The organism is Mesorhizobium sp. B2-7-1, from assembly GCF_006440735.1.
In the GTDB taxonomy this organism is placed as follows: Bacteria; Pseudomonadota; Alphaproteobacteria; order Rhizobiales; family Rhizobiaceae; genus Mesorhizobium.
This window is the reverse complement of record NZ_VFUA01000027.1, coordinates 15,874-32,133: the sequence shown is the minus strand read 5'-3', so window position 1 is coordinate 32,133 and position 16,260 is coordinate 15,874. Positions and strand designations below refer to the sequence as shown.

Sequence of the window (16,260 nt, the reverse complement as noted above, 5' to 3'; positions counted from 1 at the left end):
CAAATCATGACAGTTGACCGCCTGGCCCAACAATTTGCCCGGCAGCTTAGGCACAAACGCGTTGATTCTTCGTAACGTTTTTCACGTTGGACGCCAGATTTCCCCCGCGAAATGCCGGCCGGCTTAAATGAGGAAGCCGGCTAAAGCCGGCTTTCCTGCGCTTCCTGATTGTATAGCGGTTCAGCGGCTGCCATAGGCCTGATCGAGCAGTCCGCCGGCGGCGAAATGCTCCTTCTGTACTTTGTCCCAGCCGCCGAAGACTTCCTCGACAGTCAGCAGCCGGACATCCGGGAAGTCGGCCTTGTGCCTGGCGGCGACCGTCGCGTCGCGAACCCGCAGACCGTTCTCGGCGGCAATCTCCTGGCCGTCGGCCGTGTAGAGGAAGTCGAGATAGGACTTGGCGAGGTCGCGGCTGCCGTGCTCGTCGGCGACCTTGTCGACGACCGCCACGGGGAACTCGGCCAGCAGGCTGACCGAAGGCGTGACCTGTTCGAACTTGTCGTCGCCGTATTCCTTGCGGATACCGCGCGTCTCCGACTCGAAGGTGATCAGCACGTCGCCGATCTCACGCTGGACGAAGGTGGTGGTGGCGGCGCGGCCGCCGGTGTCGAAGATCGGCACGTTGTTGAAGAGCTTGGTGATGAACTCCTTCGCCTTGGCGTCGTCGCCCTTGAAGGCTTCCTTGGCGTAGGCGGTGGCGGCGAGGTAGGTGTAGCGCGCATTGCCGGACGTCTTCGGGTTCGGGAAGATCACCTGCACGTCGTCACGCACCAGATCGTTCCAGTCCTTGATGTGCTTGGGATTGCCGGCGCGGACCAGGAAGGACGGCAGCGAGTAGAAGGGCGAGGCGTTGTCCGGGAAATCCTTTTGCCAGCCGGGTGAGACAAGACCCTTCTTGACCAGGAAATCGACGTCGGTGACCTGGTTGAAGGTGACGACATCGGCGCCAAGACCTTCGGCGATCGCGCGCGCCTGCGCCGAGGTGCCGGCATGCGACTGATCGACGGTGACGCCCGGGTGCTTGGCGATGAAGGCCTTGTTGACGGCGACGAACAGCTCGCGGCCGACGTCATAGGATGCATTCAAAAGCTTGTCGGCCGACCAGGCTTGGGAGGACGCGAGGACGAGGCCGGCAACAGCTGCGATGCCGAACAATAGACGCTTCATGAAAACAGGCTCCTTGGAAATGCATCAAGCTATGGCGAGACCATAGTCGGGAAAGCCTGGTGCGACGAGGCACGCGCTCCGAGCGGTGGGCAAAGCACTGGAAAAAATCTCGCCAAAACAGCTCTTTGCTAGGATTTTCTTCCAGGCGGATTCATGGATGGCGTCAAGCCGGGGCGCCGGAGTGGAAAACGGTTCAGGATGCGGGAAAAAGCTTCCAGCGCCGCGGCCTGAAGGCGACGCGGCTCTTCTGCGCGGCCGGATGGTCGACCGGCAGCTCGATCTCGACGCGCCGGCGCTCGCCGCCGACCTCGAGCTCGACCCGCCTGGTGCCGGCAACGCGGCGGCTGGCGGCAACCGTTCCGGCGATGCAGCCGCTGCAGCCGTCGAGCAGGTCGACGTCATGCGGGCGGAAGTGGAGAACCGCCTCGCCGGGGGGCGCATGCGGCGCCTGCAAGCCGATCGGCCGGTCGGCGATCCAGACCTCGCCGTTCTCGACCTTGACCGGCAGCGAGCTCGACTCGCCGATGAAGGAGTAGACGAAGGGCGAGTTCGGCGTGTCGTAGATATCGTCGGCGGTGCCGACCTGCTCGATGCGGCCCTGGCTCATGACCACGACGCGGTCGGCGAGCTCCAGCGCTTCTTCCTGGTCATGCGTGACAAAGACGGTCGTATGGCCGGTGCGGTCATGGATCTCGCGCAGCCAGCGGCGCAGCTCGCGGCGGACCTGCGCGTCGAGCGCGCCGAACGGTTCGTCGAGCAAAAGCACCTTGGGCTCGATCGCCATGGCGCGGGCCAAAGCCACGCGCTGGCGCTGACCGCCGGAAAGCTGTGCCGGATAGCGTTTTTCCAGGCCCGACAGCTGGACGAGGTCGAGCAGTTCGAGCGCCCGGCGGCGGATTTCCTGCCCCGACGGCCTTGCTGCACCGTGCCTTACCTTCAGGCCGAAGCCGATATTGTCGGCAACCGTCATGTGTCGGAACAGCGCGTAATGCTGGAAGACGAAGCCGACATTGCGCTCCTGGATCGACTTCTGCGAGGCGTCCTCGTCGCCGAAGAAGATTTTTCCCCGTGTCGGCCGCTCCAGCCCGGCTATCAGCCTGAGCAGCGTCGTCTTGCCGGAGCCGGACGGGCCCAGCAAGGCGATCAGTTCACCCGATTTGATATCGAGCGAGACGTCATGGAGCGCCGGAAACCGCTCGAACTCCTTGCGCACGTTGGCAACGCGAACTTCCATAAAAAAGACCTTTGTCAGTGCCCGCGCGTGGCGGCGAGCTCGGCGCCGTAGCGCATCTCGAGAAGCGTTTTCAAGACCAGCGTCACCAGCGCCAGGCCGGCGAGCAGCGAAGCGACGGCAAAGGCGCCGACGGCGTTGTATTCGTTGTAGAGGATCTCGACATGCAGCGGCATGGTGTTGGTGAGGCCGCGTATGTGGCCCGACACGACCGAGACCGCGCCGAACTCGCCCATGGCGCGCGCGTTGCACAAAAGCACGCCGTAGAGCAGCCCCCATTTGACGTTGGGCAGCGTCACGTACCAGAAGGCCTGCCAGCCGCTGGCGCCCAGCGAAAGCGCCGCCTCCTCGTCGCCATTGCCTTGTTCCTGCATCAGCGGGATGAGCTCGCGCGCGACGAAGGGGAAGGTGACGAAGATGGTGGCCAGCACGATGCCGGGCACGGCGAAGAGGATGACGATGCCATGCGCCTTCAGCCAGGCGCCGAGCAGACCTTGCGCGCCGAAGAGCAGCACATAGACAAGGCCCGAGATGACCGGCGACACCGAGAAGGGCAGGTCGATGAGGGTGGTCAGGAAGGCCTTGCCCTTGAATTCGAACTTGGCGATCGCCCAGGCGGCCGAGATGCCGAAGACGACGTTGAGCGGCACCGAGATCGCCGCCACAAGCAATGTCAGGCGGATGGCGGAGCGCGTGTCGGGGCCGGAAAGGGCCTCCATGTAGGCGCCGATGCCTTTGGCCAGCGCCTCATGGAAGACGACGATCAGCGGCAAAAGCAGGAAGACGGCAAGGAAGGCAAGGGCGATTGCCATCAGCACGGCCTTGACGGGCCGGCTTTCGGTCACCGCTGCCGATTGGCTCTCGTGATGCGGCTCGTAGGATTTGATCTCGGGATCAGCCATAGCGCTTGCGGCTCCATGTCTGGACGAGATTGACGACCAGAAGCATCAGGAAAGAAAGCGCCAGCATGATCGCGGCGATCGCGGTCGCCGCCTCGTAATTGTACTCCTCGAGCCGGATCACGATCAGAAGCGGCGCGATCTCGGACTTGAAAGGCAGGTTGCCTGCGATGAAGATGACCGAGCCGTATTCGCCGACGCCGCGCGCGAAGGCGAGCGAGAAGCCGGTGACGATCGCCGGCGCCAGGCCCGGGAAAAGCACGCGGGTGATGATCTGGAAACGGCTGGCGCCGAGCGTGGCGGCCGCTTCCTCGACCTCCTTGTCGAGTTCTTCCATGATCGGCTGGACGGTGCGCACGACGAAGGGCAGGCCGATGAACACCAGCGCGATGACGATGCCGAGCGGCGTATAGGCGACCTTGATGCCGAGCGGCATCAGGAGATGGCCGATCCAGCCGTTCGGCGCATAGAGCGTGGTGAGCGCGATGCCGGCGACGGCCGTGGGCAGGGCGAAGGGGAGGTCGACCATCGCGTCGACGATGCGGCGGCCGGGGAAACGGTAGCGGACCAGAACCCAGGCGACGAGGGTGCCGAACACGACGTTGACGACAGCCGCCAGGAAGGCGGTGCCGAAGCTTATCTTCAGCGCGTTGAGGGTGCGTCGGTCAACGGCGATCGCCCAGAAATCGGTCCAGCCGAGCGCGGCCGAACGCCAGACCAGCCCCGAAAGCGGGATGAGGATGATGAGCGTGAGGTAGGCAAGCGAGAAGCCGAGCGTCAATCCGAAGCCCGGAATGACACTCGGCTGTCTGAACCGCCACCCCGCCTTGGCGGGTGCTGTGGTCATGCTGTTCTGGATCGTCCCTTCTATTCAAACCAGAATGGCTTTGCGCGGTCGCATCCGGCCGGTATGCCCGGGAGCCTTACCGGCCGCCCGGCCTCACTGCGCCGGCTTGTAGATCTGGTCGAATATACCACCGTCGCCGAAATGGTAAGGCTGCGCTTTCTTCCAGCCGCCGAATTGCGGGTCGTCGATGGTGACCAGCTTGATTGCCGGGAGCTTGGCAAGGTCCTCGGCCGGCACCAGGTCGGGCTTGGCCGGGCGATAGTGGTTCTTGGCGATGATGGTCTGGGCTTCCTTGGAATAGAGCCAGCCCAGATAGGCCTCCGCGACCTTGCGCGTGCCCTTGGCATCGACATTGGCGTCGACGACCGCGACCGGCGGCTCCGCCAGGATCGAGGTCGGCGGGTAGATGATGTCGAAATTGTCGGCGCCGAATTCGTCGAGCGCGAGATAGGCTTCATTCTCCCAGGCGATCAGCACGTCGCCCAGGCCCTTCTGCGCGAAGGTCACCGTCGAGCCACGCGCGCCGGTGTCGAGGACCGGGACGTTCGCATAAAGCTTGCCGACGAACTCCTTGGTCTTGGCTTCGTCGTTGCCGTCATTGGCGTTTGCATAGGCCCAGGCGGCAAGATAGTTCCAGCGCGCGCCGCCGGAAGTCTTCGGGTTCGGCGTGATCACCTGGACGCCGTCCTTCACCAGATCGCTCCAGTCGTGGATGCCCTTGGGATTGCCCTTGCGCACCAGGAAGATGATGGTCGAGGTGTAAGGTGCCGAGTTGTTCTCGAACTTCGTGCGCCAGTCCGGGTTGATCTTCTTCGTCTTCGAGACGATGGCGTTGATGTCGCCCTCCAGCGCCAGCGTCACGACATCGGCGTCGAGGCCGTCGATCACCGCCCGGGCCTGCGCGCCGGATCCGCCATGCGACTGCTGGATGGTCACGGTTTCGCCGGTCTCTGCCTTCCAGTGCGCGGCAAACGCCTCGTCATAGGCTTTGTAAAGTTCACGTGTCGGGTCGTAGGACACATTCAAAATGGTCGTGTCGGCGAACGCGAAACCGAGCGTGCCGAACTGGACAGATGTGGCGACCAGCGCGCCGAGCAGTTTCCTGAAATGAGGTTTGGTCATTCCCACCTCCGTTGAACTGCTGCGAACTCTACCGAGTTTATAGAATTTAGATGCATTGAATGTTGCCTTTTTCGCCTCCTCGAAGCAATTTTTCGCCGTGATTGGGCTGGTAGAGGAAATAACTTCCTCAGCTTTGACCGCATGCGTCCCGTCAGCCGGGCTAATTAGAAACGGTCGAGGCCAGGGCAAGCCTGGTGGCTCAATCGGCGGTGACCGGAAAATCGAAGCGCTGTTTCGGGAAAGGCTCTTTGACCAGGGTGAAGTGCCACCATTCGCGCGCATAGTTGCGGAAGCCGGCGGCACGCATGGCGGCAAGCAGCATCCTGCGGTTCGCTGCCGCTTCGGCGGAAAGAGGGCGGTGCGCCGTCTCGCTCGTCGGATCGAAGCAGTCGAAACCGGTGCCGAAGTCGAGCGTGCCGCCGTCGAGCGCGCCGCAGGCCGGATGAACGGCGCTTTTCTTGCCGGCCCCGGCGATGGCGAGGTCGACCGTCGAGCCGCGCGAATGGCTGGACAACTCCCCGACATAGCCCTTGGCGATAAGGTCGCCGCGCTGGACGGTCGGATACCATTGCGGATCCGGCGGGCCGCCTTCCCTGGTCCATTTGCCCATGTCGGCAACGGCGCGGGCCGGGCGGTAGCAGTCGAAGACGACCAGCGTCAGGCCCCTGGCGGCCATTGCCTTCTGGACGACGGACAGCGCCTTCGCCGCCTGCGCGGTCAGGATGCAGACCGGCGCGTCATAGCCATCGGCCTTGCGGTGCAGGAAGTTGTCGAGGCCGGCGTAGCGGATGTCCTGGCGGATGGTCGGGTCGACATCGGCAAGCCTGACGAAGCCGGCGGGCAGGGGATCGGCGTGGGCCGAGAGAGGGCTCGCGATTGCCAGCGCAAGCGCCGCGAAGAACGTTCCCAACAAAGGTTGGCGCGAGGCCCCCCTCTCTGCCCTGCCGGGCATCTCCCCCGCAAGGGGGGAGATTGGAAGTTTCGGCGCCGCCTCCGCCTTTACAAGGTTGAAGATTCGCGAGGGCCTCGAAGCGAATAATCTCCCCCTTTGCGGGGGAGATGGCCGGCAGGCCAGAGAGGGGGGCCTCGCGCCGGACCTCAGGCCAGCAAGCGCAACCCGCTGAATCGCTTGCCGCGTTCTACTCAACGAACACCTTCACGCTCGCCGCGCGTCCGGCCGCATCGATCACCGTCAGCGTCGAATAGCCGGTGCCGTCGGGCTGCCAGGTCGCGGTGCGGCGGCGGTCGATGCCGGCTAGCGGCTTGCCGTTGGCGAGCCAGCGGAACGGCGCGCGGCCGCCTTGCAGTTTCAACACCAGCGGCGTGGCATCGGCTGAATTCGTGCCGAGGTCGACGCGCGCGCCATTGGGCGGGAAGATGATGGTCGGCGCCGGCTCGGTGACGGTGGCCTGCACCAGACCGTCGGCGCCGGCGCCGAAGCGGGCAAGCGTTACCGGCAGTTCATCGCGTTTGGGGTTGAAGACGCCCGGCGGCCGGCTGGGCAGCGGCACGCTGGCAAGGCCGGAACGGACGAAGCCTTCGAACAGGATGGGTGCCGCCGAGACATAGCCGGACAGGCCGGGGACGGGGCTCGCATCGGCGCGGCCGACCCACACACCCAGCACGTAGCGGCCGTCGAAACCGACCGACCAGGCATCGCGATAGCCGTAGGAGGTGCCGGTCTTGTAGGCGATGCCGCGCTGCATGGCGCCTTCCGGCGGCTTCACGCCGGATAGGATATCGTTGATCTGCCAGGCCGCCTGGTCGTCGAGGATGGTGGCGGTGGTGCGCTCGGCATTGGCCGGCTCGGTGCCGTCATGCAGCGTGTGCATCTTGCCGCCATTGGCGAGCCCCGTATAGAGCTGCACCAGGTCGCGCAACGTCACGCCGACGCCGCCGAGCCCGATCGCCAGGCCTGGCGCCTCGTTGACCGGCAGGATCGGGTTGACGCCGGCCTGGCGGAAGCGCGCCGTCAGCCGCGCCGGACCGACGGCGTCGAGCACCCGGATCGCCGGCACGTTGAGCGACAATTGCAGCGCTTGGCGGATCGAGACATCGCCCTGGTAACCCATGTCGAAATTCTTTGGACGGTAGCCGCCGAAATCGGCTGGGCTGTCCTCGATGATCATCTCCTGAGCCACCAGGCCCTGCTCGAAGGCAAGTCCGTAGATGAAAGGTTTGAGCGTCGAGCCGGGCGAGCGCACCACTTTGGTCATGTCGATCCAGCCGGAGCGGCTGGCGTCGAAGAAATTGGCGGAGCCGACTTCGCCGAGGATGTCGCCGGTGCGCGCATCGGCCATGACCATGGCGACGGAAAGTTTTGGTCCGAGCTTCCAGGCGGCATCCCTTGCCACCTGTTCCAGCCCTTGCTGCACGCTCTTGCGGATGGTGAGCTGCAACGGCTTGCCGGGCACGGCCTTGGGCAGCATGGCATAGGAGGCATGCGCGGCCAGCGCCGGCAGCTTGCGGCGCAGGCCGGCAACATCATCGAGCGCGGCGCGCACGGCTTCGCGCTCGCCGAGCAGACCTGCCGAGACCATGCGGGTCAGCACGCGGTCGCGCGCGGCGTGGGCGGTGTCCAGGTTGCGGTCGGGCCGGCGTTTTTCCGGCAATTGCGGCAGCGCCACGAGCAGGGCGGCTTCCGACACGGTGAGCCGCTTCGGCTCCTTGCCGAAATAGGCGAGCGACGCGGCGCGCACGCCTTCGAGATTGCCGCCGTAGGGCGCCAGCGTCAGGTAGCGTTCGAGGATTTCCTGCTTGCTGAGCCGCCGTTCGATCTGGATGGCACGCAGCATCTGCTTGAGCTTGGAGCCGAGGCTGCGGCTGTCGCGCGGCTCGATCAGCCGGGCAAGCTGCATCGACAAGGTCGAGCCGCCGGACACGATATGGCCGCTTGTGACGAGCTGGCCGGCGGCCCGGCACAGCGCCAGCAGGTCGACGCCGCGGTGATCCCAGAAGCGCTTGTCTTCATAGGTGACCAGCATGTCGACGAATTGCTTGTCGACCTGATCGAGGCGGGTTTCGAGCCGCCAGTAGCCGTCCGGCGTCGCGAAGGCGCGCAACAGCTGTCCGTCACGGTCCTGGACCTCCGTCGAGACCGTCAGCTTCGCCGGCAATGGCGGCGGGAAGGCGCGGTCGAGCTCCCAGAGCGCGGCGATCGAAAGCGCTGCGAAGCCGGCGATGCAGAGGCCTGCGATTGCGGTTCGTCTGAAGAGTTTCTTGGAGAGCATGTCGCTGCCCCTCATCCGCCTGCCGGCACCTTCTCCCTGTATCGTGACAGGGAGAAGGCTAAACGGGCAACCTTGCTATTCCGCCTTGACCTCCATCACGCCGGTGGCGGTGCGGGCCGAATATTGCGGACGGTACATGTCCTCCACCGTCGCCGCAGGATGGGCGTAGGTGCCCGGCGTCACGGCGCGCACGACATAGGCCAGCGTGATGTTGCGGTCACCGTCGCCTTCGTTCGGATTGAAGGCGGCGACGAAGCGGTCGTCGCGGAACTCCAGATGCGCGGCGTCGGTCTGCGCCAACCAGGAGAAGTTCGACAATTGCGCGCTGGAAACCAGGCTCGGATTGTCGATCTCGAAGCCGGCCGGCAACAGGTCGGTGATCAGGAGCCGCGACGGCCATTTGTTCTGCTCATAGACCTTGAGCACGACCACGTAGCGCTCGTTCTGCTTGGCTTCGGTGACATTGGCCGCGGTGCCGTCGAGCTTGTAGTAGGTGCGATCGATGGTGAAGCCGTCGCCGCCGGCCGGCAGCGGATCGACCGGCGCGGCAACCGCCGTGACCACCGCCTGCAGCGGCGTCGCGCCGGTGTTGGCGATGGTGAGCGGGCTGTCGACAAGCTCGCTGCCGGCGACTTGGTCGGAATAGCCGCCCGAATGCGGCGCTCCGTTGACGGAAAGCGTGATGGAATCATTGCCTTCCTTCAATGCCCGCGCGGCCAGCAGCATCCAGGATTCGTCCTGCGTGCTCGTCCAGCGGGCATCGGCGCGCGCCACGCCCACCAGCTTGATCAGTTGCGGCATGATGCTCGGCACCGGCTTCGATTCCGCCGCCAGCGCCAGCATCGCCGCGCCATCGCGCAGCCGCGAGCCGTAGTCGGAGCGGTACCAATCGTAGTCGGTTTCCGACTGCGCCAGCCTGAGCGCCGTCTGGAAGGTCGATTCCGAACGCTGCGTGTCGCCGTAGAGCGCCAGGCTTGCCGCCAGTTGGGCGACGGCCATCGGGCTGGAGAAAGCTTCGAGCTGCGTGTCGGCGTAGTAGCGCAGATCGCCGATCGAGGCCTTCTTGTTGCGGGCGAGCACGTAGAGCGCATAGGCGATCTCGCTGCCCTTGTCCTGGACGTCCTGGTCGTAGCCGAGCGAGTTCTGCAGGTTGTTCAGCGCCTGGTTCATGGCGAGCGCCGGCACGTCATATTTCTCCTCGCGCGCCCGGGTCAGGAATTCGCTGACATAGGCGTCGAGCCACAGATCGCCGGAACCCGGCCCCCAGAGGCCGAAGCTGCCGCTCGACGACTGATAGGAGAGCACCTTGTAGATGGCGTCCTGGATGCGCTGATGCAGGTCCGGGTCGTTCTCCATGCCGATGCTCTTGGCCATGTCGTTGACATAGAGCAGCGGCATGGCACGGCTGGTGGTCTGCTCGGCGCAGCCATAGGGGTAGCGGTCGAGCGACATCAGAAGCGACGGCACGTCGAGCGCGGAGGACTGCGAAACGCCGACGCTGACCGAGGCGCCGTCGAGCACGCTTGCGGCAAGCAGTTCCTTGTCGACGCGCAGCGAGCCGCCATTGGGCTTCAGGTCGACAACCATGCGGTTGGTGACCGGAAGCTGCGCCGGACGCACCGGCAGATAGAGCGTTTGCTCGGCTTGCGTGCCGTCGGCGTGGGCCAGCTTGACGGTAATCGAGGCGTCGCCCGCGGTCTTCGCGACCAGCGGGAAGGTGAGCGACTGGCGCTTGCCCTCGGCGAGCGTCAGCTTCTCGGGCAGGGGTTTGTCGCCGGTCGTAAGGTCTCCGGTCGTGGTGACCGACAAGGCGTAGTCCCCGGCCGGGCCATCGGTGTCGGCGATGTCGAGGCGCATGGTCGCCGCATCGCCGGGCGCCAGGAAGCGCGGCAGGCCGGCGGTGATCACCACCGGATCGCGCACGATGACGTCGGTCTGGGCATGGCCGACCGCATCCTTGGTCCAGGCGACGGCCATGACGCGCACGGTGCCGTTGAACTGCGGGATGTCGAAATCGACCCGCGCCTTGCCGTTGGCGTCGAGCTCGACCGGGCCGGAGAAGAAGGCGACCAGCTTTTCGGTCGGCGGGCTGCCTTGCGCCTGCATGTTCGCGCCATCGCCGCCTGTCCGTATCTTACCCATGGTGCCGAGCGAGCCGTCGATCAGGCGTCCGTAGAGGTCGCGGATCTCCAGCCCCAGCATGCGCTGGCCGAAGAACCAGTCCTCGGGATCGGGCGCCTTGTAGTTGGTGAGGTTGAGGATGCCGACATCGACGGCAGCCACCATCACATAGGCATTGCTGCCGGCTTGAGCGCCGTTCACCGCAACGGGGATCGACAGCTGCTGGCGCGGCACGGTCTTTTCCGGCGGTGTCAGGCTGACCGCCAGCTTCTTCGAGCCCGGATCGACCGACAGCCATTGGATGCCAATGGCGCGGGCCGGCATGCGCGATTCCTGCGCGTCGCCGGGCCGGAACAAGGTCGCCGTGATATAGGCGCCGGCGCCCCAATCGTCGCCGACCGGGATGTCGACGGTGCTGCCGCCGGCCGGCACCGAAGCGGTGACCGTCTTCAACAGCTTCTCGGCGCCGATGGTGACCAGAAGTTCGCCGGCAAAATGCGGCGAGACCTTCAGCTTGGCGACCTCGCCGGCGGCGTAACTGTCCTTGTCCAGCGCGATCTCCAGGCCGTCGGGCGTCTCGGTGGTGGTGGAAGCGACATACCAGCCGGCATCGAACTCATAGCTGGTCGCCGGACCGTCCGGATCGGCCGTCTCGACCTCGAGCCGGTAACGGCCCCAGTCGACGGGCAGCGACACCGTCGCCTCGCCATCGGCCTTCAGGTCGACCGCGCCATTGGCGACGGCCTTGGTGAGGTTCACCGCTTCGTAGCTCCAGGAATTGTTGGAACGGTACCATTGATAATTGCGCTCGACCTTGACCAGCGACCACTGGGCGCCTTTCAAGTCCTCGCGCTTGCCGTTCGGGTCGACGGCGATGATGCTGAACTTGGCGGTGCCGCCTTGCGGCACCTCATCATCGGCGAAATCGGGGCGAACGCCGATGACGTCGCGCTGCGGGCGAACGCCGATGTCGAGAGAGCGCTCGACGGCGCGGCCGCCGGCCTCGCGCATGCGCACGGTGACCTTGGCGTTGACCAGCTTGGTGGTCGACGGCAACTGGTCGACGGTGACCGGGAAGGTCGCCTTGCCGTCGTCGCCGACGACGGGAAGGTTGGCGAGAGGCGTCACGGTAGGCTCGCTCGACTGCTCGTCGGCCAGACCAAAGGTGAAATTCTTGAAGCTGTCCCAGCTGCTCGTGGTCGACAGTGTCATCTCGCCTTCAAGCGCCAGGCCCGCGGCCGGCGCGCCGTAGAGGAAGCGGCCGTCGACGGTGGCGTTGGCGGTCTCGCCCTGGGCGATCTCCTTCTTGTCGGCGGTCAGGTCGAACTCGATGCGATCCGGCACGAAGTCTTCCACCAGGAACATCTGGCTGGCGACCGGCGCCTGCTTGGGATCGGTGTAGATCGACACCGTCCAGGTGCCGCGCATGGCGTTGGCCTCGAGCGGCAGGTCGACGGCGTGGCCGCCCGCGGACTCGCCATTGCTCACGACGCGGCGGTTCTCGACGCCGTCGGGACGGGTGAAGATGAAGGTCAGCGGCAAGTTCTCGACCGCCTTCGCCGCGCCATCGCGGGCGAGGGCCGCGACATGCACGTCCTCGCCGGCACGGTAGATGCCGCGCTCGGTCCAGGCATAGACGTCGAGAGCGCCCGGCGAGGCGCGTCCCTCGACGCCGCGATCCGACAGATCGAAGCCGGCCTTGCCCATGTCGAGGAAGACGAAGTCGTTGTCGCCCTGCTTGGCCATCAGCACGGCCGGCACCATGCCGTTTTCGCCGCGGGTGAGGCCGGGATTGAAGACGGCGTGGCCCTCGACATCGGTGGTCGCCGTGCCCAGGATCTCGTTGTTCTTGGCCAGCAGCGTCAGTTCGGCGCCGGAAATCGGCTTGGCCGAGCCCAGCGAACGGGCAAAGACGTTGAGGCCGTCCTGGCCGGTATAGGTGGAAAGGCCGATATCGGAGACCACGAACCATTGCGTGGCGCGCGAACCATAGTCGTCGCTCTTGTCATCGACCGGCTGCGCGGTCAGCACATAGACGCCGGGCTTGCGCTGCGGGATCGCCTCATCCACCGGGAACGAAGTGGTAACCTCCTTGTTGAGATCATTGGCGATATCGAGCGTGCCCGACCAGACGGGAGAGCCCATCTGGTCGGAAATGGTGGAGATGTCATAGCCATCGAGCTGATGCAGGAACTGATAGCCGGACAGGAGCTGCGCCAGCGAACGGTCGCCGATGCGGTAAAGCGTCATCTTGGCGGCGTTCATGTTGACGGTGACGACCGGAATGCCGCGGCGGGCGCCTGCCGGCAGTACGAAGCTGTCGCCGGTGAAGCGGGCGGACGGGGCACGGTCCTGGACGTAGATCGACAGCACGACGGGCGCTGCGATCGTCTCGCCGATCGCCGCCGGCAGGCCGGCGCGGAAGGTCACGTCATAATGCTGGCCGTGTTCCAGACCCTCGACGCAGATCTGCTTGTCCTTGGCCTCGACGGCCTTGGGCGCGGCGTTGTCGACGGTCACGAACTGCGAATAGTCGACGCCGGTCTTGACCAGTTCCTCGGAAAACTGGGCGCAGATGCGCGGCGAGGAGGAATCGGCATCGACGGTGTGCTCGACGACGCGGAAACCCTTGCGCGCCTTGAGGTCGGCGTAGTCGGCCTGGACCGCCGGCGAGCTCACCAGCGCAAGGCTCGCTTCATAGGCCTGCAGCGAAGGCCGGTAGAGGTCGCGCTTGTCGAGGCCGGCGCCGAGCAGCGCCAACGCCTCGGCGCGGGTCTTTGCCGTGCGCACCAGCTTGTAGGCGTTGAAGGCCGCCGAGGTGGCATTCATCGGGAAAGTCGCGGGTTCGGTGGTGTTCGACGCCGGCTCCACGGCGAGTATCTCGTGCGCCAGCGCCAGCCACAGCGCGCCGTCATCGGGCAGGACCGAGATCGCGGACTGGTATTTCTGCATGGCAAGGCGATGGTCGCCGGTAAGCGATGCCTGCTCGGCGGCGGCCTGCAGGGCGGAAAGGCCCTCGGTCGGCTTGTCATAGGCCGGATCGGTCAGCTTGTTGCGAAACTGCTGGGCCTGGTCGGCCATCCAGTTCGGGAAAAAGGCCAGCGCCGGCGGAGCGCCGATATCGGGGTCGCCATCGACGTTCGCGACCTTGCCGGCAACGGCGCCGGTGAAGGATTTCAGCTGGTTATAGTCGGATTTGAGAAAACACCATTTGGCCTTGGTGTTGTAGGTGAAGGCACGGCAGGCCGAGTCGCCGAGGCATGTGGTCTTGCACTGGTCGAGGCTGACATTCTGCTCCGACCGAAGGTCGAAACCGAAATAGTCGGAATTGTCGGTCGTCACGATTCGCCGGGCTTCGGCCGCAAAGGCCGCCCCGCCCAGGGCGAAAAAGATGAGAAGAAGGAAAGAGAGACCACGAGCCGCGCGCATTGCCATACCACCCTCCAGACATCGCCAGCGTCCAGGTATGATCAAGCTTCGTGCAGGCTTGTCAACGCCGGAGCGCCGCAGGTTTATCACCCGCAAACGGTTTCCATGCCGGCCAAAGGCCGGTATTTCGACAGAACCTCTGTGAGACGGATCACACTTTCTTGCGGAATCGCAAAAGGTGTGAATTCCAAGCCCGCTCTATTTCAGACAATTGGATTGTGGCTCCTTTACGAACGTTGCGGAACTTCATTCCAATTTTAGTTTTGTCGACTAGGTTGTCTTAATGCCGGCGCATGAAACGCAGATGTCAGGAGGGTTCGCGCCAGGGCGCGGGCTTTCGCGCGCCCTGTTTTTCGCGCTCGTCTGCTCGACCGTGCTGGCCACGGAGGTGCGGCAGGCGGCGGCTTTCGAGATTTTCGGCATCAAGCTTTGGGGTTCGTCCAAGGACGAGGATGCCGAGATCGTCGATCCGCTGCGCTATTCGGTGACGATCGACGCCCCGGATGCGGACAAGGATCTGGTCAAGAAGCTCGAAAACGCCTCGGCGCTGAAAAACGACGAGGACCATCCGGTGTCCGGATCGCTCGGCCTGATGGCCAAGGCGCGCGGCGACCGCGAACAGCTCGTCGCCGCGCTCTATGCCGATGCCCGCTACGAGGGCGTGGTCACCATCACGATCGACGGCAAATCGATCGACGAATTGCCGCCGGACGCCGAATTCAAGGGGCCGCAGCCCATTCCGGTCGTCGTCAGCGTCGTCCCGGGGGCGAAATTCACGCTGGGCAACATCCGGCTGAAGGGCGATGCCGCCGGGCTGGCGAGCGCCGATTTCGGGCTGATCGCCGGTGGCGACGCCGGCTCCGGCGCCGTGCTCAAGGCCGAAGCGCTGATCGTGCGGGCGCTGAAGGAAGAGGGCAGGCCGCTGGCCAAGGTGACGGACCGCGAAATCGTCGCCGAGCATGCCAGCTCGACGCTGGACGTCACGCTGACGGTGGCGGCCGGCCCGGTCGCCAGCTATGGCGATACGACGGTCGAGGGCACGGAAAAGGTCGATCGCGACTTCACCGAATACATGACCGGGCTGAAGCGGGGCCAGCAATATTCGCCGCAGGAAATCGACGATGCCCGCGACCGACTGCTCGGGCTCGAAGTCTTCAACAGCGTGACGATCAAGGAAGCCGACAGCCTCGACGCCAACGGCAACATCCCGATCGATGTCCAGGTGAGCGAGCGCAAGCCGCGCTATTTCGGCATCGGCGGCACCTTCTCGAACACGGAAGGGCTCGGGCTCGAAGGCTATTGGGGACACCGCAACCTGTTCGGCCAGGCCGAGAAGCTGCGCATCGACGGCTCGATCAGCGGCATCGGCAGCAACAGCCTTTCGGCGCTCAACTACAATGCCGGCGTGATGTTCGAGAAGCCGGGCGTGCTCGGGCCGACGTCGAAATTCTTCACTGGCGTCAAGACGGTGTTCGAACATCCCGATGCCTATGACCATTTCTCGGTCAAGGGCGACGTGGGCGTTTCCTACGACCTCGACAAGAAGCAGCGCGTCTCGGCCGAATTCGACCTCGATTATTCGCGGATCACCGACGCCTTCGGCAAGCATACCTATCTGATCGCCAGCGTGCCGCTGCAATATGTCTATGACAACCGCGACAACAAGCTGAATCCGACCAGGGGGTTCCGCTTCCTCGCCTATGCCGAGCCGAGCTACGACATCTTGAATGGCGCGACCTTCCTGAAGCTGAAGGGCGAGGGCTACACCTACCAGTCGCTGGACACGGCAAGCCGGTTCGTGCTCGCCGAACGCGCGACGCTGGGCTCGATCGTCGGCACCGGGCTGCAGAACGTGCCCGCCGACCGGCGCTTCTATTCCGGCGGCGGCGGCTCGGTGCGCGGCTATTCCTACCAGGGCATCGGCCCGAAGGACATTGACGGCCAACCGATCGGCGGTCTCTCCTTCTTCGAAACCTCGGTCGAGATGCGCATCGGCGTCACCGACACGATCGGCATCGTGCCGTTCGTCGACGCCGGCACGGTCTCGATCAAATCCTTCCCCGATTTCTCGGATGTGAAGGTCGGCGCCGGCGTCGGCCTGCGCTATATCACGCCGTTCGGTCCGCTGCGCATCGACGCCGCCGTGCCGCTCAACCGCGATCCGGGCGATCCGCATTTCGGCATCTATGCCGGCATCGGTCAGGCGTTCTGACG

The 16,260-nt window shown here is 65.0% G+C and carries 9 protein-coding genes; 1 reads left to right on the top strand and 8 read right to left on the bottom strand.

Annotated features, from left to right (window positions below; genetic code table 11):
* Positions 1 to 180: 180 nt before the first annotated feature.
* The 8 genes from FJ471_RS13060 to FJ471_RS13025 all read right to left on the bottom strand — a co-directional run bounded on the left by FJ471_RS13060 (position 181) and on the right by FJ471_RS13025 (position 14,052).
* Positions 181 to 1,167, bottom strand: coding sequence for a sulfate ABC transporter substrate-binding protein (locus FJ471_RS13060; RefSeq protein ID WP_140803590.1), 987 nt, complete (start codon positions 1,165 to 1,167; stop codon positions 181 to 183).
* A 193-nt stretch (positions 1,168 to 1,360) separates the two neighbouring features.
* Complete coding sequence (locus FJ471_RS13055; protein WP_140803588.1) at positions 1,361 to 2,401, bottom strand: sulfate/molybdate ABC transporter ATP-binding protein; 1,041 nt, start codon at positions 2,399 to 2,401, stop codon at positions 1,361 to 1,363.
* A 14-nt stretch (positions 2,402 to 2,415) separates the two neighbouring features.
* A complete protein-coding gene (gene cysW, locus FJ471_RS13050; protein ID WP_140803586.1) occupies positions 2,416 to 3,300 on the bottom strand; it encodes a sulfate ABC transporter permease subunit CysW in 885 nt (294 codons plus the stop codon).
* Positions 3,293 to 4,144 carry a sulfate ABC transporter permease subunit CysT gene (gene cysT / locus FJ471_RS13045; protein WP_140803584.1) on the bottom strand — a complete coding sequence of 284 codons (852 nt, stop codon included), beginning with the start codon at positions 4,142 to 4,144 and terminating at the stop codon, positions 3,293 to 3,295. Before cysT ends, cysW begins: the two co-directional genes overlap by 8 nt.
* A 93-nt stretch (positions 4,145 to 4,237) precedes the next feature.
* Positions 4,238 to 5,266 (bottom strand): sulfate ABC transporter substrate-binding protein, encoded by a 1,029-nt coding sequence (locus tag FJ471_RS13040; RefSeq protein ID WP_140803582.1) that lies wholly within the window; start codon positions 5,264 to 5,266, stop codon positions 4,238 to 4,240.
* A gap of 199 nt (positions 5,267 to 5,465) precedes the next feature.
* The gene (locus FJ471_RS13035) at positions 5,466 to 6,218 is read right to left on the bottom strand and encodes a M15 family metallopeptidase (RefSeq protein ID WP_140803580.1); all 753 of its coding nucleotides are present in this window, start codon (positions 6,216 to 6,218) and stop codon (positions 5,466 to 5,468) included.
* 187 nt (positions 6,219 to 6,405) lie between these two features.
* A complete protein-coding gene (gene pbpC / locus FJ471_RS13030; RefSeq protein ID WP_246684711.1) occupies positions 6,406 to 8,496 on the bottom strand; it encodes a penicillin-binding protein 1C in 2,091 nt (696 codons plus the stop codon).
* 75 nt (positions 8,497 to 8,571) lie between these two features.
* Positions 8,572 to 14,052, bottom strand: coding sequence for an alpha-2-macroglobulin family protein (locus tag FJ471_RS13025; protein WP_140803578.1), 5,481 nt, complete (start codon positions 14,050 to 14,052; stop codon positions 8,572 to 8,574).
* 277 nt (positions 14,053 to 14,329) lie between these two features.
* On the opposite strand from FJ471_RS13025, the gene FJ471_RS13020 reads away from it, so the two are divergent.
* Complete coding sequence (locus FJ471_RS13020; protein ID WP_140803576.1) at positions 14,330 to 16,258, top strand: autotransporter assembly complex family protein; 1,929 nt, start codon at positions 14,330 to 14,332, stop codon at positions 16,256 to 16,258.
* Positions 16,259 to 16,260 lie beyond the last annotated feature (2 nt).